Source organism: Sphingobium sp. YR768 (assembly GCF_900111125.1).
In the GTDB taxonomy this organism is placed as follows: domain Bacteria; phylum Pseudomonadota; class Alphaproteobacteria; order Sphingomonadales; family Sphingomonadaceae; genus Sphingobium.
This window is the reverse complement of sequence record NZ_FOGE01000029.1, coordinates 22,272-45,188: the sequence shown is the minus strand read 5'-3', so window position 1 is coordinate 45,188 and position 22,917 is coordinate 22,272. Positions and strand designations below refer to the sequence as shown.

18 protein-coding genes are annotated in these 22,917 nt (G+C 64.1%); 2 read left to right on the top strand and 16 right to left on the bottom strand.

Features of this window, described 5'->3' with window-relative positions; translation table 11 throughout:
- The first annotated feature begins 80 nt into the window (after nt 1-80).
- Entirely contained in the window at nt 81-1,622 is a 1,542-nt protein-coding gene (locus BMX92_RS21990; RefSeq protein ID WP_093020544.1) for a right-handed parallel beta-helix repeat-containing protein, read from the top strand.
- Nucleotides 1,623-1,632: 10 nt separating this feature from the next.
- Here the strand turns inward: BMX92_RS21990 and BMX92_RS21985 are convergent, their stop codons facing one another.
- The 5 genes from BMX92_RS21985 to hutI are packed head-to-tail and all read right to left on the bottom strand — an operon-like array spanning nt 1,633 to nt 7,331.
- Nucleotides 1,633-2,151, bottom strand: a complete 519-nt coding sequence (locus BMX92_RS21985) for a HutD/Ves family protein (protein WP_177185199.1) — start codon at nt 2,149-2,151, stop codon at nt 1,633-1,635.
- Complete coding sequence (hutU, locus tag BMX92_RS21980) at nt 2,148-3,803, bottom strand: urocanate hydratase (RefSeq protein WP_093020540.1); 1,656 nt, start codon at nt 3,801-3,803, stop codon at nt 2,148-2,150. The genes BMX92_RS21985 and hutU overlap by 4 nt, the downstream gene beginning before the upstream one ends.
- Nucleotides 3,800-4,621, bottom strand: coding sequence for an N-formylglutamate deformylase (hutG, locus tag BMX92_RS21975; protein WP_093020538.1), 822 nt, complete (start codon nt 4,619-4,621; stop codon nt 3,800-3,802). Before hutG ends, hutU begins: the two co-directional genes overlap by 4 nt.
- A complete protein-coding gene (hutH, locus tag BMX92_RS21970) occupies nt 4,618-6,138 on the bottom strand; it encodes a histidine ammonia-lyase (RefSeq protein ID WP_093020536.1) in 1,521 nt (506 codons plus the stop codon). The genes hutG and hutH overlap by 4 nt, the downstream gene beginning before the upstream one ends.
- Nucleotides 6,135-7,331, bottom strand: coding sequence for an imidazolonepropionase (gene hutI / locus BMX92_RS21965; protein WP_093020569.1), 1,197 nt, complete (start codon nt 7,329-7,331; stop codon nt 6,135-6,137). Before hutI ends, hutH begins: the two co-directional genes overlap by 4 nt.
- Before the next feature lie 68 nt (nt 7,332-7,399).
- Here hutI and BMX92_RS21960 point away from each other — a divergent pair, with 68 nt between their 5' ends.
- Nucleotides 7,400-8,746 (top strand): formimidoylglutamate deiminase, encoded by a 1,347-nt coding sequence (locus tag BMX92_RS21960; protein WP_093020534.1) that lies wholly within the window; start codon nt 7,400-7,402, stop codon nt 8,744-8,746.
- Between the two features lie 3 nt (nt 8,747-8,749).
- Here the strand turns inward: BMX92_RS21960 and BMX92_RS21955 are convergent, their stop codons facing one another.
- The 11 genes from BMX92_RS21955 to BMX92_RS21905 form a co-directional block, all read right to left on the bottom strand.
- Complete coding sequence (locus BMX92_RS21955) at nt 8,750-9,529, bottom strand: UTRA domain-containing protein (protein WP_256213546.1); 780 nt, start codon at nt 9,527-9,529, stop codon at nt 8,750-8,752.
- 70 nt (nt 9,530-9,599) lie between these two features.
- Entirely contained in the window at nt 9,600-10,598 is a 999-nt protein-coding gene (locus tag BMX92_RS21950; RefSeq protein ID WP_093020530.1) for a 4-hydroxyproline epimerase, read from the bottom strand.
- A gap of 12 nt (nt 10,599-10,610) precedes the next feature.
- Nucleotides 10,611-11,525 carry a dihydrodipicolinate synthase family protein gene (locus BMX92_RS21945; protein ID WP_093020528.1) on the bottom strand — a complete coding sequence of 305 codons (915 nt, stop codon included), beginning with the start codon at nt 11,523-11,525 and terminating at the stop codon, nt 10,611-10,613.
- A gap of 87 nt (nt 11,526-11,612) precedes the next feature.
- Nucleotides 11,613-12,008: a hypothetical protein gene (locus tag BMX92_RS21940; RefSeq protein ID WP_093020526.1), complete on the bottom strand. Its 396-nt coding sequence runs from the start codon at nt 12,006-12,008 to the stop codon at nt 11,613-11,615.
- Nucleotides 12,009-12,036: 28 nt separating this feature from the next.
- Nucleotides 12,037-12,576 carry a hypothetical protein gene (locus BMX92_RS21935; protein ID WP_143066843.1) on the bottom strand — a complete coding sequence of 180 codons (540 nt, stop codon included), beginning with the start codon at nt 12,574-12,576 and terminating at the stop codon, nt 12,037-12,039.
- Nucleotides 12,573-13,127 (bottom strand): hypothetical protein, encoded by a 555-nt coding sequence (locus BMX92_RS21930; RefSeq protein ID WP_093020522.1) that lies wholly within the window; start codon nt 13,125-13,127, stop codon nt 12,573-12,575. Before BMX92_RS21930 ends, BMX92_RS21935 begins: the two co-directional genes overlap by 4 nt.
- A 96-nt stretch (nt 13,128-13,223) precedes the next feature.
- A complete protein-coding gene (locus BMX92_RS21925) occupies nt 13,224-15,950 on the bottom strand; it encodes a TonB-dependent receptor (protein WP_093020521.1) in 2,727 nt (908 codons plus the stop codon).
- A 212-nt stretch (nt 15,951-16,162) separates the two neighbouring features.
- Nucleotides 16,163-17,734, bottom strand: a complete 1,572-nt coding sequence (locus BMX92_RS21920; RefSeq protein ID WP_093020519.1) for a family 43 glycosylhydrolase — start codon at nt 17,732-17,734, stop codon at nt 16,163-16,165.
- Entirely contained in the window at nt 17,724-19,484 is a 1,761-nt protein-coding gene (locus BMX92_RS21915) for a DUF885 domain-containing protein (protein WP_256213545.1), read from the bottom strand. The genes BMX92_RS21920 and BMX92_RS21915 overlap by 11 nt, the downstream gene beginning before the upstream one ends.
- Complete coding sequence (locus tag BMX92_RS21910; protein WP_093020515.1) at nt 19,481-20,506, bottom strand: Ldh family oxidoreductase; 1,026 nt, start codon at nt 20,504-20,506, stop codon at nt 19,481-19,483. Before BMX92_RS21910 ends, BMX92_RS21915 begins: the two co-directional genes overlap by 4 nt.
- Entirely contained in the window at nt 20,503-22,872 is a 2,370-nt protein-coding gene (locus BMX92_RS21905; protein ID WP_093020513.1) for a glycoside hydrolase family 127 protein, read from the bottom strand. Before BMX92_RS21905 ends, BMX92_RS21910 begins: the two co-directional genes overlap by 4 nt.
- Between the last annotated feature and the right edge of the window lie 45 nt (nt 22,873-22,917).

The following is a 22,917-nucleotide window of genomic DNA, read 5'->3' as shown; positions in this document are numbered from 1 at the left end:
TTTACCGTCTTTCACTCATCCGGCATTCAGGCTCACCCCGCCAAATTGCCTGTGCCCATCGTTTTCCGGAGACAGAATCTTTGCTGAAGTCCCTTGCAACAGCATCCCTTCTCGCCACCGTGCCGTTGATCGCCGCTTTTTCTCCCGTTCATGCCGAAACCTATTATGTCGATTCCGCAAAGGGCGACGATCGCTTCGCCGGAACCAAAGTGGACCAGCCCTGGCGTTCACTCGCGCGGGTCGGGAATTTTGCGCTGAAGCCGGGCGACCGGGTGATGCTGGCGGCCGGTTCCGTCTGGAAGGAACCGCTGACCCTGACGCGATCCGGCGCGGCCTATGCCCAGATCGTTATCGCGGCGGCCGGCGGTGGCCCGCGCCCGCGCATCGATGCGGGCGGCGTATCCCCCCATGGCGTGGGCGTGATGAATGCCGAATATGTCACGATAAGCGGGCTGGAGGTGACGAACGACGCGCCCACCCCCGCCCAGCGTTTCGGCGTGCTGGTGTCCGCGCAGGACCGGGGCGTGACGCGCGGCATCCGCATCACCGACATGTATGTGCATGACGTGCGCGGCACCAATGATCGCAAAGATAATGGCGGGATCGTCTTCCGCGCCATCGGGCCGAAACTCGCCACCCGCTTTCAGGATCTGGCGATAGAGCGCAACATCGTCTGGCGGGTCGACCGGTCCGGCATTGCCGGGATCAGCGACCGTGTCACGTCCGCCAACTGGTTCCCCAGCGAAAATGTCGTGATCCGCGACAATTATGTCGAGGATATCGGCGGCGACGGGATCGTCCCGCGCGGGACGGACGGCACGCTGATCGAACATAATATCGTGCGCTATGCCGGCGGCCGCGCACCCGGCTACAGCGCGGGCATCTGGCAATGGAGCACCGACAACAGCCTGATCCAGCTCAACGAAGCCGCCTATACCGTCACCCGCTATGACGGGCAGGGCTTCGATTCCGATTTCAACTCGCGGCGCACCACTTTTCTCTACAATTACAGCCACGACAATGCCGGCGGCTTCCTGCTCGTCTGTTCGCCCAAACAGTCCGACACCGACAATCTGGGCAATCGCGGCACCGTCGCCCGCTTCAACGTCAGCCGCAATGACGGCACCCGCATCTTCCAGATTGCGGGCAATGTGTCCGACGTGCTGATCGAGAAAAATGTCGTCCATGTCGGCAAGGCGCTGGACGTGCAGATGGTGATCGCCACCAATTGGGATGGCTGGGCGCGCGACGTCCGGGTCCAGAACAACCTGTTCAAGGTTGCGGGCACGGCGCGCTATGGCCGGGAAAGCGGACGCAGCGGGCCGGATTATCTGATCCAGCCCGGCTTCGCCCCGGCGCAATATTTCCGCTTCGTGGGCAACAGCTATCTCGGCCGCCACATCGACCTGCCCGAGGATGGCGTGGGGCAACCCGTCATCCCCTATCAGGAACAACCGGCCGACTGGCAGGTGCCGACCTTCGATCCGGCAAAGCCCGATGGCTTTTCGGATTATCTGATCCACCATCGCAGCTGGATGCTGTCCATGTTGCAGCGGGAACTTGCGGCACCGGTGGACATCAAACAGGCCCGTCCCATGTCAATCTTCGAAGTCCGGCGCTGATCCGCCATCGCTATGAAAGGTCGCGCGGCTGGAACCCGATATGCGCTACCGCTAATCCCTCCGCCGTTGTGACCATGTCGCCCGCTTCCATGCCCGATCCTGCTGGCCCATCCGCCAACAGGACATGGCGGTCCGCATCGGCCGCACCATCATCGCCATAACGCAGCCAGTGCGTCCAGCGCGCGCGGCGCGTCATCACGTTGAGCACCCGGACGGACGCCTGACCTGCCGGAACATGCACCGCCTGCTCGCCGGAAAAGACCAACGGCATCGATCGCGACAACGACAGGCGGTGCCCATCCACGTCCAGCTCCAGCCCGTCCCCGTCGAACAGCAGCAGCGACCGGTCGACGCCCGGCAACAGCGTGAACGGACCGGGCCCCTTTATGGTCGCAATGCTGATCCGCCGGTCGAAACCGCTCTGCCCGTCCGCATCGCTCCACAGCAGCCGGGTCGTCCCGCCACCGTTCAGCCACGGCACCGACGGACAATCCCGCAGCCTGACGATCGGCGACACCCCGGGCGTCACAGGATCGCCGGCAGGTCCAGCCCCTGCGCCCGCGCACAATCCTGCGCGATGGCATAGCCCGCATCGGCATGGCGCATCACCCCGGTCGCCGGGTCGTTCCACAGCACCCGCTCCAGCCGCCGCGCTGCCGCCTCCGTGCCGTCCGCCACGATCACCATGCCGCTATGCTGCGAATAGCCCATGCCCACGCCGCCACCATGATGCAGCGACACCCATGTCGCGCCCGACGCGGTGTTGAGCAGCGCGTTAAGCAAAGGCCAGTCGCTCACCGCGTCTGATCCGTCGCGCATCGCTTCCGTCTCGCGATTGGGCGAGGCGACCGATCCGCTATCCAGATGATCGCGGCCGATCACCACCGGGGCCTTCAATTCCCCCTTCGCCACCATCTCGTTGAAGGCCAGCCCCAGCCGGTGCCGATCGCCCAGCCCCACCCAGCAGATACGCGCCGGCAAGCCCTGAAACTGGATACGCTCGCGCGCCATGTCCAGCCAGCGGTGCAGATGCGTGTTATCCGGCAACAATTCCTTCACCTTGGCGTCGGTGCGATAAATATCTTCCGGGTCGCCCGACAGCGCCGCCCAGCGGAACGGCCCCACGCCCCGGCAGAAGAGCGGCCGGATATAAGCGGGAACGAAGCCGGGAAAGTCGAACGCATTTTCGACCCCTTCATCCTTCGCCACCTGCCGGATATTATTGCCATAATCGGTGGTCGGCACGCCGTCCGCCTGAAAGGCCAGCATCGCGCGGACATGTTGCGCCATGCTCGCCTTGGCCGCCGCCGCGACCGATGCCGGGTCGCTTTCTCGCTTTGAGAACCACTGGTCCAGCGTCCAGCCAATGGGCAGATAGCCATTGACCGGATCATGCGCCGACGTCTGGTCGGTCAGCAAATCGGGCCGCACCCCGCGCGCATGGATGATCGGCAACAGTTCGGCGGCATTGCCGAGCAGACCGACGGACAGCGGCGTCTTGGCATTCGTCACCAGCTCCAGCGCCTCGTCCAGATTGTCGGTCGCCCGGTCCAGATAGCCGGTGCGCAAGCGCATCTCGATCCGGCTCGGCTGGCATTCGATCGCAAGGCAGGATGCGCCCGCCATCACCGCGGCCAGCGGCTGCGCGCCGCCCATGCCGCCCAGACCCGCCGTCAGCAGCCATCGACCCGACAGGTCGCCGCCATAATGCTGGCGCCCCATCTCCACGAACGTCTCATAGGTGCCCTGTACGATCCCCTGCGTGCCGATATAGATCCAGCTACCCGCCGTCATCTGGCCGTACATGGCCAGCCCCTTGCGATCCAGTTCGGCAAAATGCTCCCAATTGGCCCATTTGGGCACCAGATTGCTGTTGGCGATCAGCACGCGGGGCGCATCCGCATGGGTGCGAAACACGCCCACCGGCTTGCCCGACTGGATAAGCAATGTCTGGTCGTCCTCCAGCCGCTTCAGCGTCTCGACGATCCTGTCATAGCTTTCCCAGTCGCGCGCCGCCCGGCCGATGCCGCCATAGACGACCAGTTCCTCCGGCTTTTCCGCCACATCGGGATGCAGATTGTTCATCAGCATCCGCAACGGCGCTTCGGTCAGCCAGCTTTTGGCGCTCAGTTCCGTGCCCGTGGCGGGCTTGATGATGCGGCTATTGTCGATCCGGCTCATGCCTGTCCTTTCGCGAAAGCAAGCGCTGCGGCTAAAATGTGGGTCAGATCGCCGCGCAGCGCTGCGGCACGATCGGGGTCATAGGCGGGCGGCCAGTCGGCCTCCGTCACATCGCCATCGGGTTCATCCAGATAGGCGCGCATCGCGATTTCCATCTGGATCGCATGGACGCCGCCCTGCGGCCGTCCATAATGGCGCGTCGTCCAGCCACCGCGAAAACGGCCATCCAGCACATGGGACCGCCCGGACCGTGCCGCCGCCGCCACGATCGCTTCGCGCAATTCGGGCGCGCATGTCGCGCCGCCATTGGTGCCGATATTCAGTTCCGGCAACAGCCCGTCGAACAGGCGCGGAATGCGGCTGCGGATGGCGTGGCAATCATAGATAACCACCTGATCATACATATTCCGCAGCCGCTCAATCTCGCTCTGGAGGGCCGCATGATAGGGCGTGAACCAGCGCTCGCGCCGATCCGCGATGGCCGCCGCATCGGGGGGGGCGTCGGCATGATAGAGCGGCGCCCCGTCGAAATCGGTGGTCGGGCACAGCTCCGTCGTCGCCTGCCCCGGATAAAGCGACGCGCCCGACGGATCGCGATTGACGTCGATCAGGCTGCGCGACACGCCGGTCGCGACGATCGTCGCCTCCGCCAGCCCGTCATACAGCCGGTCGATATGCCAGTCCGCATCGCGCCGCGCCTGCCAGTCCGACAGAAACCCGTCCGACTGCGGCATGGGCAGCAGCTTGCCGACATGCGGCATCGCCAGGATCAGCGGGCTGTCCCGCCGTTCGACCCGCAACCAGTCGGTCGCGCTCATGCGACCACGCCCGGCAATCCGTCGACCACCGCAGCCACCGCGCCACCGGCGATCAGCTCCCTCGCCGCGACCAGATCGGGCGCCATATGGCGATCGTCCTCAAGGAAGGGCACGACCCCGCGCAGCATCGCGCGCAGCCGCTCCAGCACCGCGCTGGACGCCAGCGGCGCGTGGAAATCGCACCCCTGCGCCGCCATCAGCAGTTCGATCCCCAGCACCGCGTCGACATTGGCCGCCATCGCCGTCAGCCGCCGCGCGCCATGCGCCGCCATCGACACATGATCTTCCTGATTGGCCGATGTCGGGATCGAATCCACGCTGGCGGGGTAAGCGCGCTGCTTATTCTCGCTCACCAGCGCCGCCGCCGTCACCTGCGGAATCATGAAGCCGGAATTGAGGCCCGGATTGGGCGTCAGGAAAGCAGGCAGGCCCGACAGCGTGGGATCGACCAGCATGGCGATGCGCCGCTCCGCAATCGACCCGATCTCGCACAGCGCGATGGCGATCATGTCGGCCGCGAAAGCGACCGGCTCGGCATGGAAATTCCCGCCCGACAGCGCCTCATCGCTTTCGGGGAAGATCAGCGGATTGTCCGACACGCCATTCGCCTCGGTCAGCAGCGTCGTCCCCGCCTGCCGCAACAGGTCCAGCACCGCGCCCATCACCTGCGGCTGGCAGCGCAGACAATAGGGATCCTGTACGCGCAGATCATCCTCGCGATGCGACGCGCGAATGGCCGATCCTTGCATCAGCATCCGCAGCGCGTTCGCCGTCTCCATCTGTCCGCGATGGCCGCGCAGCGCATGGATGCGCGGGTCGAACGGCGCGTCGGTGCCCTTCGCCGCCTCGGTCGACAACACGCCGGTCAGCAGCGCCGATCGATAGAGTCGTTCCGCCTCGATCAGGCCAGCCAGCGCAAAGGCCGTCGAAAATTGCGTGCCGTTGAGCAGCGCCAGCCCTTCCTTGGGGCCAAGCTGCAACGGCGTCAGCCCCGCCTGCTCCAGCGCCTGCGCGGCAGGCATCTCCACGCCATCGCATACGATCCGCCCTTCGCCGATCATCGCAGCGGTCATATGCGCCAGCGGCGCCAGATCGCCGCTTGCGCCGACCGATCCCTGCGCGGGCACGACCGGGGTCAGCCCCCGTTGCAACATCGCCTCCAGCATCTGCACCGTTTCCGGCGCGACGCCCGATGCGCCCCGCGCCAGACTGGTGAGCTTCAGCGCCATCATCAACCGCGTAACCGCAACCGGCGTCGCCGGGCCGATCCCTGCGGCATGGCTCAGCACGATATTGCGCTGGAGCGTCGCCAGATCCTCCGCCTCGATCCGCACGCTCGCCAGCTTGCCGAAGCCGGTATTGATGCCATAGACCGGCGCGCCCTTCGCCAATATCCGGCGCACGGCGGCCGCGCTCTCCGCCACGGCGGGCAAGCAGGCCGGATCGAGCATCACGCTCCCACCGGCATAGACATGCTTCCACTGATCCAGCGTCACCGCGCCCGGCGTCAGCATCATCGTCCGTGTCTCACTCTCTTGTACAGGGGGTTGAATCCGATGCGACAGACCAGCTCGGCCGGATCGCCTATGTCCCAGATCGCCAGATCGCAGGCATGGCCTGCCGCCAACATGCCAACCTCGCCCGACAGGCCGATCGCCCGCGCGGCATGGACGGTCACGCCGCGCAGACATTCCTCCACCGTCAGGCCGAACAGGGTCGCGCCCATATTGGCGGCCAGCAGGATGGAGGTCAGCGGCGAGGTGCCGGGGTTGCAATCGGTCGCGATCGCGATCGGAACACCCACCTCGCGCAGCCACTCGACCGGCGGGCGATGCGTCTCGCGCATGAAATAGTAAGCGCCGGGCAGTAGTGTCGCGACCGTGCCCGCCTGCGCCATGGCGGCGATATCCGCGCGCGTCGCATGTTCCAGATGGTCGGCAGACAAAGCGCCATGCCGCGCCGCCAGCGCCGATCCGGACAGGGCCGACAATTGTTCGGCATGCAGCTTCACCGGCAGGTCATGCGCCCGCGCCGCTGCAAAGACCCGCTCCACCTGTTCCGGGGAAAAGGCGATCCCCTCACAAAAGGCATCGACCGCGTCTGCCAGCCCCGCCTGCGCCGCCGCCGGGATCATCGCCCCGCACACCAGATCGACATAGGCGTCGGACCGCCCTGCATATTCGGGCGGCACCGCATGCGCGGCCAACAACGTGGTCCGCACGGTGACATCCGCCGCCGGGCCAAGCGCGCGCGCCACGCGCAACATCTTCATCTCGTCGTCCAGCGTCAGGCCATAGCCCGACTTGACCTCGATCGTGGTGACGCCCTCGGCCACCAGCGCCGCCACCCGGCGCTGCGCCGAGGCCAGCAGTGCCGTTTCGGAAGCCGCGCGCGTCGCCTTCATCGTCGACACGATGCCGCCGCCCGCCCGCGCGATCTCCTCATAAGTCGCGCCGCGCAACCGCATCGCGAACTCGTTCGCCCGGTCGCCGGCATGGACGATATGGGTGTGGCAATCGATCAGGCCGGGCGAAATGAACCGCCCCTCGCAATCGACGATCTCGTCCGATTCAAAGGCCGGCGCGTCCGCTTCAGCCCCCGCATAGACGATCCGCCCGTCGCGCGCAGCGACCATGCCTCGGGGCACCAACCCCAAACCATCCGCCATTGTCATGAGCGTGGCGTTTCGCCAGATTCTGTCGCAGATCATCTCGCCCTCATTTTGTATATACAAAACAGCCCGAGCGATTATTGTCCAGCGGAAATTAGGAGCTGCGCATGACATCCATCTGGTTCGAACAGGTCCTGCTGCCCACTGGCTGGGCGCGCCATGTCCGCATCACCTTGCAGGACGGACTCATTGTGGGTGTCGAACCGGACAGCGCAGTTACGACCGACGACCAGCGCCACGCGATCGGCCTGCCGGGCCTCCCCAACGCCCATAGCCACGCCTTCCAGCGCGCCATGGCGGGCCTGGCCGAATGCGCTGGCTCCACCACCGACAGTTTCTGGACATGGCGCGAAACCATGTATGCGATGGTCGCCACGCTGACGCCCGACGACGTCCGCGCCATCGCCGCCATGGCCCAGATGGAGATGCTGGAAAGCGGCTTCACCAGCGTCGCCGAATTTCATTATCTCCACCATCAGCCGGACGGCGCAGCCTATGCCGATCCCGCCGCCATGGCCGCCTCGATAGCGCAGGCCGCCGATGACAGCGGCATCGGCCTCACCCTGCTGCCCGTCTTCTATGCCCATTCCGGCTTTGGCGGCGCGACGCCATCGGACCGGCAACGCCGCTTCATCAATTCGATCGACAGCTATGCGCGCCTGCTGACCGACAGCCGCGCCGCGATTGCCCCCCTCGACGGTGCCCGGATCGGCATCGCCCCCCATTCACTACGCGCCGTCACGCCGGACGAATTGCGCGCGATCCTGCCCCTCCAGCCCGACGGCCCGGTCCATATCCACATCGCCGAACAACAGGCCGAAGTGGAGGCCTGCATCGCGTGGAGCGGCGCGCGCCCGGTCGCCTGGCTACTCGACCATATGCCGGTCGACCAACGCTGGTGCCTCGTCCACGCCACGCATATGGACGCGCAGGAAATCGCCCGCGCCGCCCGGACCAGTGCCGTGGCCGGCCTGTGCCCGATTACCGAAGCCAATCTGGGCGACGGCCTGTTTGCCCTGCCGGACTGGCTGGCCCAGGACGGCACCATCGCGATCGGATCGGACTCCAACGTCCGCATCGACGCCAGCGAGGAACTGCGCCTGCTCGAATATGGCCAGCGCCTGACGCGACAACAGCGCAATGTCGCCGCGCAGCCCGGCGGATCGACCGGCGGACGCCTCTATCGCGCGGCGCTCAGCGGCGGCGCGCAATGTGTCGGCACACAGTCCGCGCTGGTCGTCGGCGCCCCGGCAGACATCGTCGCCCTCCGCCCCGATGAGAGCGGCGCGGTTGGCGACGCCCTGCTCGACCGCTGGATCTTCGCGCGCGGCCGTGACGCGATCGATACCGTCTGGCGCCATGGCCGCTTATGGGTACGCGATGGCCGCCACATCGCCCGCGACGCGATCGCCGCCCGCTTCGCCACAACGCTGCGCCGAATCAGGGATCGATAGCCCCTACCAGGCCGGCCGAAACGCACCCTCCAGTTCATGATCTTCGCCCGGATACCAGAAGCGCCCCAGCGTCACCTGCGTCGCCTCGTTCCAGGTGCGCCGCTCCACCACCAGGCAGGCTTCCCCGACCGGCACGTCCAGATGCGCCGCGATCCGCGCGTCGGCGCCCCGCGCCGATATGCGGTGGCGCACATCGGTCAGCGCGACATGCGCCAGCAGCCATTGCCCCGGACTAACCTCGTCCAGCGGTTGCCGCTCCAGCCCCGCCGCCGCGCGCAGATTGACGAAGCGCTCCTCCAACTGGAACGGCCGGTCGTTGAACAGATGCAGGCACACTATCCGCAGGATCGGCACGTCGCCCGCTCCAGCGCGATAGGCCCCGCCGTCTTCACCCTGATAGGTTTCGCGCTCGATCAGGCGATAGCCATAGCGGCCGCCACCGCGTCGAACCGCATCGGCCGGGTCCCATATTTCGATCACCGGCCGCTCGCGCGCCCGCTCCGTCACCAGCGTCCCCAGCCGCGTGCGGCGCTGCACCAGCCCCTCGGTCGCCAGGCTCTGGATCGCCTTGTGCACGGTCATCCGCGATGTCGCATAATGAGCGGTCAGGACCAGTTCGGACGGCACCCGCGTCCCCGCCGGCCAGCCTCCGCTCAGGATCGCATTGGCCAGCGCCCGCCGGATCTGGAGCCAAAGCGGCCCCTTGCCATCGAGTTCTGGCGCAGCGACGGCGTCATCGGCTTTGATCGAATCGGGAGCAACAGGGGCGGGCAGCGAAACCAAATCAGGCCTTTCGTCTAAATATGCGAAAGACATAAGAAGCCGCCCGCCCCCTGTCGTCATAATTATGGGGTCAGCTAACCTGGAAGCCCGCCCAGAAAGGATCGGCGCGATCGATCCAGATGGTGTTGAAGCCGGTCGCGACCGCCGATCCCTCGATCGACGGGATGATCGCAGGCTGATCGCCCAGCATCACCGCTTCTTCCACCCGCCCGATGAAGCGGCTGCAAATATAGCTCTGATGCACGAAGCGCTCGCCGACCTTCAGCCGCCCCGACGCCGCCAGATGCGCCAGCCGCGCCGACGTGCCGGTGCCGCAGGGGCTGCGGTCGATCGCCTTGTCGCCGTAGAAGACGGCGTTGCGGCCATCGGCGTCCTCGCCCTTGGGCTTGTCGGCCCACAGGATATGGCTCACCCCCCGGATCGTGGGATCGAGCGGATGCACCGGCTCATATTTCGCGCGCACCGCCTCGCGAATGCGGCCGCTCAGTTCAATCAGTTGCGCCGCGCCCAGATCGTCCAGCCCCGTATAGGCCCCCTGCGGCTCCACGATCGCATAATAGTTGCCGCCATAGGACACGTCGACCGACAGCGGCCCGATGCCTTCGACATCGACCGCGATCCCCTTCGCCGCGACATAGGCCGGGACATTGGTGATGCGCACCGCCGTCACCTTCTGCCCCTCCGTCTCATAGGCGATGTCGATGACGCCGGCCGGCACCTCGACCTTCAGCCGCCCCGGCGTCGCCGGCTGGATCAGCCCATGCTCCAGCCCGAACGTCACCATGCCGATCGTGCCATGCCCGCACATGGGCAGACAGCCACTCGTCTCGATGAACAGGATGCCGACGTCATTCTGCGGATCGCAGGGCGGATACAGGAAGCCGCCCGACATCATGTCATGCCCGCGCGGTTCGAAGCACAGGCCGGTGCGAATCCAGTCGAAACGGTTCAGGAAATCCTGCCGCCGTTCCGACATGGACGCGCCCTTGAGCAGCGGCGCCCCGCCCGCAACCAGGCGGACGGGGTTTCCGGCCGTATGGCCATCGATGCAGAAGAAAGTGTGACGCATCGCCGCCCTGTATCAGGCCGCAGCCGCGATCGACAGGTCCGGCCGGGTCGCAGCGGCCTTTTCGACCATCGCGATCACTTCGGCGCGGCGTTCGCCCTGCAACACATAGCGCGGCGGCAGCACGCGCTCGGACCCCCGGCCCATCACCTGCTCGGCCAGCTTGATCGACTGGACCAGATCATGTTCGGCATCCAGATGCAGCAGCGGCATGAACCAACGATAGATTTCCATCGCCTTGGCATGGTCGCCCCGCTCGAACGCGCGCACCAGTTCCACCGATTCCTTGGGGAAAGCGTTGGTCAGGCCGGATACCCAGCCCTGCGCGCCCAGATACAGGCCTTCCAGCGCGACATCGTCCAGACCGGCGAACAGCGTATAGCGATCGCCAAAGGCGTTGCGGAAATCGGTGAAGCGACGGGTGTCGGGCGCAGATTCCTTGACCGCAACGATATTCTTGACGTCGATCAGGGCGGTCAGAACCTCCTGGTCGATGACGGTGCGATAGGCCGGCGGGTTGTTGTAGAGCATGATCGGCAGGCCGGTGTTGTCAGCCACGCCCTTGAAATGGTTCACCAGTTCATGGGCCTTGGTCACATAGACCATCGGCGGCAACAACATCAGGCCATCGGCACCGGCCTTTTCAGCAGCCTGCGCATAGCGCACGGCACGGCGCGTATCGAACTCCGAAACGCCGGTGATCACCGGCACGCGGCCGTCCACGACTTCGACGATCGCGGAGAGAACCGACACCTTCTCGTCATAGTCCAGCGAATTGTTCTCGCCCACAGTCCCCAGGGCAATGACGCCGGTGACGCCGTCCTTGACCAGATCGTCAACGACGCGCTGCGTGTCGGCGAGGTCGATCGAAAGATCTTCGCGCAGCTGCGTCGTCACCGCCGGGAACACGCCCTTCCAACCAATTGCCATATTCGTTCTTCCTGCCTTTTCTGCTGATATAAATATCGTATACGATATTAGGTTAGAGGCTGCAACGGATTTTTTGCAGTGCGGCAATCATTTGTTACCGCTCTCATCCAGCACGGGATCATCGACGTTGCCGGCAAAGGGCATCAGATGATCGATGACGCAGAGCGGGCCGGGAATCTGGCTGGGCGTCGCCAGTGCGCGCACCTTGTCCCCCTCGCAATAGCCTGCCCCCGTCGACTCCACGATTGCGGTCGCGAAACGGTTGAGGCCGGGACAGGCGCCGCCCTTGAAGACCGCGATATAGGATTGCTTGCGGTCCGGCTGCCCCCGGAAATAAAGCCGCCCGTCATCGCGCACGACCGGCGCGGCCACCCGGCTTTGCAGCACGCAGCGCTTCTCGGCCGCCGGCTTGCGCGCCATCACGGCGGAAGCGGTCATCATCCCCACCAGCAGCAGGGCGGTCAGGGTTCTGCTTTGCATCATGACATGCTCCTTTCGCATAAAAGGTCGATCATTCGTCCGGCACGGTGACGGTGACGTTCAGCGCCCCGCTATTCCCGGCGAAGCTGACATCATTAAACCCCATCACCAGACCCGCCGCCTGATCCGGGATCGTGACCCGCGCGCCCTTGCCCACCGCAAAGGGTCGCCCCATCAGGCCGCCCTTCGCGTCGACAAAGGCCGCGATCAGCGCGTGGCGATTATTGGGGTACAGTATTTTGGGCGCATAAAGGCTGGGGAAATATTTGCCACCATCGCCGGGCTGGTCGTCCACCGCCTGGCCCTCCAGACCCTCAGGCCCGACAGCCTGACCGTCGACCTGCGTCATGGCGCCATCGTCGACCATGATCGCAATCTTCTCGGCCGTGTCATTGACGAAGCCGCCGACCATGGCGGGCGGTTGCTCATCCCCCTTGCCATAGCGCATCTTCTTGTTGGCCTTGTTCAGCCACGGGCCGGATCGGGCATCGACGCTGATCTGAATATCCCGCGCCATCGCCGGCGCGGCCGACGCCAGCAGGATCGCGGCGCACAAAATCCCCTTCATCATTGCCCCTCCTTATCCTCCACGATCACTTTGGCTTCGGGAATATCGACCGTCACTGTCAGGCTGCCCGCATTGTCGGCATAGATGTCGTCATTGATGCCCAGCGAAATACCCATCGCGCCGGCCGGCACGCTTACCGCCGCCTGCGCCCCGACCAGAAAGGGCGCGCCCACGATCCGGCCATCCGCATCGATGAAGGCGCCGAGCAGCGCATTCAGCTTCACCGGCCGCGTCGCCCGATCGACATAATGGCCGGGAAAGACCAGGCCTGAATTGCCGATATTGTCGTCGGCCACGAAATCCGCCTGCCCGTCCGGCCCGATCGCGATGCCGCCGGGAATGGTCGTGGTTTCCCCCGACGCCGCAAAGCGGACCTTGGCGCCTTCGAACAGATGCTGCCCCGCAATCATGACCGGCCGACTGCCGTCGCGCCGCCCGAAACTCTTCTTGCCATTGATGCCGGGATTCCACGGCATGGCGGTGGCGGGCACCATGACCGTCACTTCCTTCGCCTGCCCATGCCCCGCCGTCAGCGCGAGCAATGCCATTCCCATCGCAACTATCCGCACGCTCTTATCCCCCCTCAAAGAAAAAGCGGCCGTGGCGAAACCCCGCCACGACCGCTCTGTCTGTCTAGCTGCGCATTATGATCAGAAGCGGAAGCGAACGCTGGCCTGCGCAGTCCGCGCCAGCGTGCGGACGCCGAGCGGCAGAAGATTCTGGCTGCCATGATAGCGGAACACGTCGCTACCCAATATGTTCGTCGCTTCCAGCGAAAGGGTCATGAACTTGACCGGCGTATAGTTGACAGCGGCATCCAGTCGTTCCGTCGCGGCATTATAGGGCGAATAGGTCGCATCATGCGCATTGCCGCTATTGGGGTCGAGCCATACCCCCATGCGATACAAGGAGCGGTAATTATAGGCGACACGGGCACTGAACTTGGGCGTATCGTAGAACAGCTCCATGTTGGCTGTCCATTTCGACGTGTTCGGGGAGTCGAATTCGCCGGGGAAGCTCTCCTCATCATCATATTCGATCCGCGCCTTGAACATGTGCGATCCATTCAGCTTCACACCGAAATTGCGCAAAGCCCCCGGCAGGAAGTCGAAGAAGGTCTGGAACGTGCCCTCGACCCCCGTGAAGGTGCCATCGCCCACATTGCGCAACTGCTCGACATAGCCGGAGGGCGCATTAACGCCATAGAGCGCCAGTTCCGCAGCCGTCACCAGTTCGCGGCTGTAGAATAGCGAACCGGTGGTCTTCTTGTGATAGCCGGCGAGCGAGATCTGTCCACCACGCCCGAAATAATATTCGGCACTGATGTCGAACGCCTTGTCGCGTTGCGCCTTCAGGTCCGGGTTGCCGGCATAGATAATCGGTGGATTGGCCCGCGTTTCTGCAAAATAGAAGGGCCGCGAGTCGTAGAAGCTGGGGCGCTGGACGTTGGTGCTATAGGCCAGGCGCAACTGCATCTTTGGCGTGAAGTGGATGATCGCGGTCGCGCTGGGCAGCACGTCATAATAATTGCCGCGGCCCGGCGATTCCTGAACGATGTCCTGATACCCGTTGGTCACGTCGCCCGGACGGTAGTTGAAGCTGTTCGAACTGCCCCAGGTATTGGTGTAGCGCACGCCGGTCACGCCATCGACCGGGATATTACCCAGTTTGAAGCCCCAGTTGACCTGAGCATAGGCGGCGAAATTCTTCTCGTTGGACTGGAAGGTCTGCCCAAGGTCGCTCGGCGGGAATTCGCTGGCGAACCGCGCAGCATTGCCCGGATCATATTGCTGGATGAAGGCGCGGATAGCGTCAATGTTTGCCAGCAGGGTCGCCCCCGGAACCCGATACCATTGCATGGTGGAACCACCGATGTCGGGGCCGACCAACGATGCATCGCCGAAGCCGGGAAGCAGGCTGAGCGGCGCCCGTTCGCCGTTCACACGGGGGAAGCCGTCACGATACCCATAATAGCGGCTGGTCTTGCGCTGATTATAACGGCCACCGACCTGCAAACTGCGCAGGAAGGACTCGTCGCTCAGTTTCAGGGTCAGGTCAGCCTGGCTGGCAAACTCCCTGTTCTTCGATCCGCCGCGATTGTCCTGGAAGCGATCGACGCCATAGCTGGAAATGTCGGACAGATCGACGCCATTGAAAGTGATCGACGGCGCACCCTTGCTGTAAAGATCGGACGCGAAATCGACCGTAGCCGAATTCAGATTGTTCGGACGCAGGATCGTCTCGACGAAATAATTGCCTTCGTTCGACCAGTTATACTGGACGCCCACGTTCAACTGGGCGCGATCATTATGCCAGTGCGCTTCCAGATTGCTGGTGTAGAGGTTGGAATGGAAGCTGTTATACTGGGTGTCGATACCCGCAGCGATGCCATTGGGATTGCTGACCGTCAGCGACTTCACCGTCTTGCCGTCGGGCATCAGGACGATGTCGCTATAGTTGGCGGCGAAAGGCATGTCCTGCACATAAAGGCGCTCGACCGACCGCTTTTCACGCGACCCCAGATAGCCGCCTTCCAGCACGAAATCGAGATTGTCGCTGGCCTGCCATTGCAGCACGGCGTTGATCGACGGGCGCTTCACATTGCCCTGCTCAATGCCATATTGCGCGCGATAGGGGATAACGATGTTGGAACCATTGACCGCCGTCGTGAAGGGCGATTCACTGTCGATATAATTTTCGCGATAATTGGTCTTGGTCAGCGATGCGTTCACCAGAAAGCCAATTTCGCCGATGCCGGTTTCGAAACGGTTCGCCACCAGCAGGCTGCCATAAGGGCTGACCTTCTCCGAAATATCGTCATAGGAACCGCGTACGCTGCCGGCGATGGTCCAGCCCTTCTTCAGGTCGAACGGGCGACGCAGTTCCACATTGACGGTGCCGGCGATGCCGCCTTCGACCTGATCGGCCGACCGGGTCTTGTAGACGTCGACGGACTTGAGCAGTTCCGCCGGAATGTCGGCCAGATTGAGCGAACGACCATCGCCAAGATTGGTGTTGTTGCCGTTGACGGTAGTCTGCACTTCGGCAAGCCCGCGGATCGTGACGCCCTGCCCCTGACCACGTGCGCGGTCGATCTGCACGCCGGTCACACGCGCCAATGCCTCGGGGACGTTATTGTCCGGCAATTTACCGGCGTCCTCGGCGACGACCGAATCGACGATCTGCTTGCTATTCTGCTTCTTGGTTGTCGCCGCCGCCACCGCGCCGCGCACGCCGGTCACGATGATATCGGGCTTCGCGCCCTCCGCGACAGCCGGCGTTTCAGGCGCGTCCTGCGCCATCGCCATGGCTGAAACCGAAGCAAGTGCAAGGGCGGACAAAGCCGCCGACATGTTGAGAACCGTACGTGACTTCATCCGAACTTCCCCTTTATCCGGCTAAACGCCTTAACTTATATCGTATACTACTTACTTTATTTTGTCGGAGTCAAGGGGATTGCAACAGGACGGCAACAAAGTTTCGATAGGTGAAATTCCGAAATTCAAGCCTTTGAAAAATCATAAAAAAAGGAAATGCAGTCGCCCGCATTCCCCTTCTTCGTCCCGATTTTTGCTAGGCGCGCTTAGCCTCAGCTACATCCCGGCGCAGGCTTCGCTTCAGCGTCCCGCACCACCGGCGGCGCGGTTTTGGGCGCCAGAACCTCCCATTCCTGCACCGCCAGCCCCGCATGGCTCTTGCCATCGCCGGACGCCGTCATCACCGCGCGCAGGCAGCGGGTGCGGATCGGCGGGAAGGTCACGTCCTGAAACGCGCCCGGCTCGGTGCCATAGGCGCTCGCACCCGGCACCGGCTTCCATCCGCCATTGCCAAGGCTGTTCCAATATTCCAGCCGCCAGCTCGCCGGTGGCGCAACCCCAACACCCGATCCCGCCGGCTGGTCGTTCCAGAACCAGATGCGCGATCCGTCGATCGTCACGGGCTTGTTCCACCGATATTCGATCCACTGGCTCGCCGGATTGTTCGGCGACCAGCTGCCCCACATGTCGGGCGGCAATGGCGCAGCCTTGGTGATGCCGTCGTTCAGCGACTTGATCCAATATTGCACCGGCAGCGGCGCGTTGGAGGCCGTGGCCGACGCCGCCCGCGCAATGTTCCGCGTCGGGGCGAGGGGCGGCTGCGGCCGCAAGGTCGGCACGACGGTCCGGATGCGCGCTGGCGTCACGCTGTCGTCCCACTCGATCCTGTCCAGCGCCACGCTGCGCCGGAAATGCCCGCCGCCCTTCGCATCGGCCGTATGATAGGCCAGATACCATTGGCCCTTAAACTCCACCGCGCCCGAATGGGACGTGGTCGACGATACCGGCTTCAGCGCCACGCCGCGATAGGTCCACGGCCCCATGGGCGAAGATGCCGTGCCATAGGCGATACAGGCATGATAGACCGCCGGGGTGCAATCGGACTTCGGCCCGGCCCTGTTCCCGGCATAGAGCATATAATAGACGCCCTTGCGCTTCATGATCCAGGGCGCCTCGAAAAACCCGGTCAGCCCCTCGATGCTGCGCTCCGGCCCCTTGGGCGTGATCATGTCACGCTCCAGCTCCATGCCGCGCAACTGGCCGAACGTCCCCCAATAAATATAGACCCGCCCGTCATCATCGATCAGGATGGTGGGGTCGATATTCTGGATATCATTCTTCACCGGCGCCCGTTGCGAGATGATCGGCCCGGCGGGATGCGCGTCGCGCCACGGCCCGGTCGGGCTGTCCGCCACCGCCACGCCGATGGCGAAGCGATCCTGCGCATCGCTATCCTTCTCCAGCACCGGGGCGTACAAATAATAGCGCTTGTCCGGCCCCTGGATGATCTGCCCGGCATAGGCCCGCGCCTCCTCCGCCCAGGCGAAGACATTTTCCGGCTTGGCGATGGCGGGATAATGGGTCCATTTCCCCGATTTGGGATCGTCGGTCTTCAGCAACTGCCATTCGCCCATGATGAAATCATTGACGTCGGGCGGCGCCTGATCACGCCCGGCGAGGATCCACAGCGCCCCGTCCGCGACGAAGGGCGCCGGATCAGTCGAATAATAATCGCCATCGGCCAGGATCGGATTACCCGGCACGCTGATCTGACGCGCCTCCTGCGCCCCGGCGGGCGCGACGGCCAGAACCAGCGCGATGCCGGCAAGCAGTTCATTCTTCATCGGGATAAGGCCCCTTGCCGCCATCGGCGATCAGCTGGTCGACGCGCTGGTCGATGACCGGCAGCGGCACCGCGCCCAGCGCCAGCACCGCGTCATGGAAAGCGCGAATATTGAATTTCGGCCCCAGCGCCATCTCGGCCTTCTTGCGGGCATCGACGAACGCCAGCTCGCCCATATAATAGGACAGCGCCTGCCCCGGCCAGGCGATATAGCGGTCCACTTCCGTCTCGATCTCATGATCGGACAGCGCCGTATTGTCGTGCAGATAATCCTGCGCCTGCTTCCGGGTCCAGCCCATCGCATGGATGCCGGTATCGACCACCAGCCGCGACGCGCGCCACGCCTGATAGCTCAGCATGCCGAACCGGTCATAGGGCGTTTCATACATGCCCATATCCTCACCCAGCGCCTCGCAATAGAGCGCCCAGCCCTCGCCATAGGCGGACAGATAGGTATCGCGGCGGAAGGCCGGCAGCGCCTTATTCTCCGCCGCCAGCGGCATCTGCATCGCATGGCCCGGCGCGCTTTCATGCAGCGTCAGCGCGACCTGCGAATAATAAGGGCGCGACGGCAGATTATAGGTGTTGACCAGATAGATGCCCGGGCCGCCGCGCCCGCCGGTATAGAAAGGCGCGATGTGGTCGGGCACCGGCTTGATCGCGAATCGCATGCGCGGCATCCGCCCGAAAAACTCGGATGCCTTGCCGTCGAATGTCTTGGCGATCCAGGCCGCCCGATTGAGCAGATCCTGCGGCGTCTTGGGATAAAATTGCGGATCGGTCCGCAGGAAAGTCAGGAAGGCCGGCAGGTCGCCCTTGAAGTCCACCTGCTGCATCACCTCCGCCATCTGCTCGCGGATGCGCGCCATTTCCTTCAGGCCGATCTGGTGGATATCCTCCGGGCTCTTGTCGAGCGTCACGAACTCGCGAATCTTGGACTGATAATAGGCCTTGCCGTCGGGCAGTTTATAGGCGGCCAGATCCTTGCGCGCGCCCGGCAGATAGTCCTGCCGCAGGAAGGTCAGCAGCGTCTTGTGCGCCGGCACCACCGCCTGCGCGATCGCGGCCTGTGCCTCGCTCTTCAACGTCGCCTGCACATCGGCGGGAATGGTCGCGGGCAAAGCCTTGAACGGCGCGTAGAAGGGGTTCTCCTCCACGCTCTTCGCATTCGCCACCTGCTCGACGCCGATATCGCGGCCCTGCAAGGTGATCTGCGCCGGGGTGAAGCCGCGCTTCAGCCCGGCCCGCATATTCGCGATCTGCTGATCATAATAGCGCGGAATGTCGCGCAGCATGGCGATATAGTGCCGCGCGCCCGCCTCATCGCGCAGCGGATCGCGCGCCCATCCGGCCAGATCGCCCCAGAAGCTGGTGTCGGCGTTCAGCGGCTTCTCATATTCATGATAGCGCTGCTCGGCGGCCAGCGCATCGATCTGTCCTTTATAGACGGCGAAATTGATCTTCTGTTCCGGCGACAGTTGATCGACCTTGATCGCCGCCAGTTGCTTTTCGACCTGCTCCCAGCGCGCGAGCCGCGCCGCCTGCGCCTTGGCGCTCACATCGGGCAGTATCAGCGGTTGATCCTTCGGCCCATCCTCGCTCGGCCCGAACTGCTTCTGCCGCCAGTCATATTCGGAGGAATAGATCGCTTCGAAGGACTGATCCGCAGTTTGCGCGTGCGCGAGAGGCGCCGCCAGACTGATGAAGGCCGCGCCTGCGAGCAGCCAGTTTCGGCCGCCAAAGATCGTCACGCCAATTCCCCTTCCAACAATGCCACTATATCCCGGTGGAGCTGCGCCGGGATGCGCACGCCTTCCACGTCCGATTTCGCCCGCGCGACATAGCGCCGCGATCCGGGCAGACGCGCGCCTTGCCCGGTGATGGCTTCAAACATCGCCTCGGCCCGGCCCAGATGATCCTCCACGCTCGCGCCCAGAAAGCCGGCCGGGTCGATCGCGATCACCAGTTCGCCGCCGATCGGCGATCCCATGCGTCCTTCATCGGCCGCCATGGATTCCGCGCTGGTCATGTCGCCGATCAGCGGCCCGGCGATCAGTTCCACCATCGCCGCCAGCGCCGACCCCTTATGCCCGCCAAAGGTGCGCATCGCCCCATCCAGCACCGCCTTGGGATCGATCGAGGGATGGCCTTCGCTATCATAGCCCCATTCGGGCGGGATCGTCTTGCCCGCGCGCCGATGCAGTTCGATCTCGCCCCGCGCCACCGCGCTCGTGGCAAAGTCGAAGACGAAGGGATGCCCACCCGGACGCGGCCAGCCAAAGGCGATCGGATTGGTCCCGAACACCGGCTTCGTCCCGCCCTCCGGCGCGACCCAGGCATGGCTGGGCGTAAAGGCCAGCCCCACAAGGCCCGCATCGGTCAGCGCCTCAACCTCCGGCCAGAGCGCCGCGAAATGCACGACATTGTTGAGCGCCAGCGCCGCGATACCAAATTTACGCGCCTTCTCGATCAGCAGCGGCAGCCCGCGCTCGAACGGCAGTTGCGCAAAGCCGCCCTTGCCATCGACGCGCACCAGCGCGGCGGCCGGTTCGCTCACCACCGGCACGGCGTCGGGCACCACCACGCCCCGCTCGATCGAATTGGCCGCGACCAGCAGGCGATACAGGCCATGCGAGGCGCAGCCGTCCCGCTCACCCGCCACCATCGTCCGGGCGACGGCGGCGGCATGATCGGGCGCCAGTCCCCGGCTTTCCAGCACCTTGCGGGCCAGCACATCGGCCTCCGCAAGGGTCATCGCAATTCTATCGCTCATGCAGCCGTTGCCGGCTTGGCCGTGAACAGCCGCACGCCGAACACCGGCCCGGCCGAACTGCGATCATGCGGCACGAAACGCACCTTGACGCTGGCCTTGCCCTTGGTCAGCGCTTCGGGGATCGGATAATCGACGTCCAGGAACTTGCCCGGCTTGTCATTGTCCAGGCTCTGCGTCGCCAGCTTCACATTATCGACCAATATGTCGAAGCTGCGCTTGCGCTCCCCGCCCCAATAGGTCGCCTGCAACAGCAACGGCCCCGGCTTCACCTTCATGGTGAATTCGAAATAGCCGCCCGACCGCGCATCGCGGCCATTGCGCCCACGATAGGAGGCCGGATAGCTCAATTCCGACGTCAGCGCATGGTCGCGCTCAGGCTGCATTTCGCCCAGATGCATGATGTCGATCGACCGGGCGGCGATATCCTTCTGCCGCGCTTGCTCCGCCAGGAAAGCGGCCTCTTCGGTCTTCCAGGCAGATTCCGAGAATCGCTTGAAATAGACCGCGCTGCGCCGTTCATATTGGCTGTAGAAAGGCACGAACGCCAGATTGGCCGGGCGAATGATGTTCTGCGTGCGATAGCGCGGACGATCCGATACGATCGGCGCGAACGCCGCCAGCGGGTCTTCGCCGACCATCGCCGGCTCGACACCGGTCCAGTCCATTTCCGCCGGGCCAAGGTCGGCCGCCATCACCATCGGCCCGCGCACCACCGCCACCACATCGGGCGATCCGGGCGCAGCCTCCAGTCGCAGGTCGAGCGGCAGGCTCAGCGCCACCACATCGCCCTTCTTCCAGCGGCGCGTGACGACCGCATAGCCATTGGCGGGCTTCACCGACACCGGCGCACCATTCACCGTCAACCCAAAGCGGCCATTGGCCCAGCCGGGAATGCGCAGCGCCAGCGAAAAGGCGCCCTGCTTCACCGCGTCGATCGTCAGTTTGATATCGGGCTTGAACGGATATTCGGTGTCCAGCGTCAGGCCGACGCCCTTCGCCTTCCACTGCGCTTCGGACGGGATGTACAGGTTGACGAACAAAGTATCGTCGCCCTCCCAATAGATGGAATCGCCATGTTTGGCGTGGCTTTCCATGCCCGAACCGACGCAGCACCAGAAAGCATCCTCGTCCGGCTGCGAATAGCCGCGCGGCGCGCCGCTCATCATCGGCGTCATATAGGTGAAGCCGGCATTGGCCGGATTCTGCGCCGACATCACATGGTTCAGATGCGCCCGCTCATAATAGTCGAACAGCGCGCCATCGGGCTGCCAGCCATACAGGTGCCGCGTCAGCTTCAGCATATTATAGCTGTTGCAATGCTCGCAGGTGGATTCGGTCAGGTGCAGCGCCACCGTGTCAGGTTCGAAGAAATATTCGCGATCGGCATTGCCGCCGATGACATAGCTGTGATGCTGCGTCACCCGATCGAAGAAGAAGCGCGCGGCCCGGCCCGGCTCGTCCTTGCCGGTCAGTTCATGGATGCGGGCGAGGCCGATCAGCTTGGGAACCTGCGTATTGGCGTGGAAGTTGGACAGCTTGTCCTCCTGCGCCACCAGCGGATCGAGAACCCTTTTGTCATAGATGCGCTCCGCCACCGCAAGCCAGCGCGCGTCGCCGGTGCGGGCGTATAATTCGGCATAGCTGTCGTTCAGGCCGCCATATTCGCAGTTCAGCAATTCCTGCATCTGCGCATCATTGAGCGCGGCGAACACCGTCTCGAAATAGCCGCCAAGGCCGATCACGACCTCCAGCGCCTTGGCATTGCCCCAGGCGCCATGCACGTCGAGCAGACCGGCGAAATATTTGTGGACGGTATAGAGCGGCGACCAGCTGCCATTGAGGTCGAAGCCGCCCGACTTGATCTGCCCCTGCATCACTTCGGGGAAAATCTGCTCGCCATCGACGATCTGGCCGTCCTTGGTCTTGCGGCCCAGCGCGCCGATATAGCCATCCTTGCGCTGCGCCTGACACAGCGCCAGTTCATCGACGATATAATCGGCCCGACGGCGGCATTCGGCATCGCCCGTCTGCTGCCAGCCCAGCACCAAGGCGGTGATATAATGGCCCAGCGTGTGCCCGGCGATCGTGTCGGATTCCCAGCCGCCATAGATGGGCGCCTTGGGTTCCAGCCCTGCATATTTGCGGAAATTATGGAGGAAGCGATCGGGGCTGAGCGACAGGAGATAGGCGATGTTCACCTCCACCGCCGTCGCATAATCGGACGGCAGCAGGCGCACATCGGTCAGCGGCAGCGGCTTGGCGCGCAACGGAATCCTGGGCGCGATCGCGGCCATGCCCGAAAAGGGAACAGCGCAGACGGCAAGGGCGGCCACCCCTGCCAGCCACTCGCGGCGATTGGCTTTCATTCCTAAACACTCCTACCGAATATCGTATACTATACGATAGAGCGT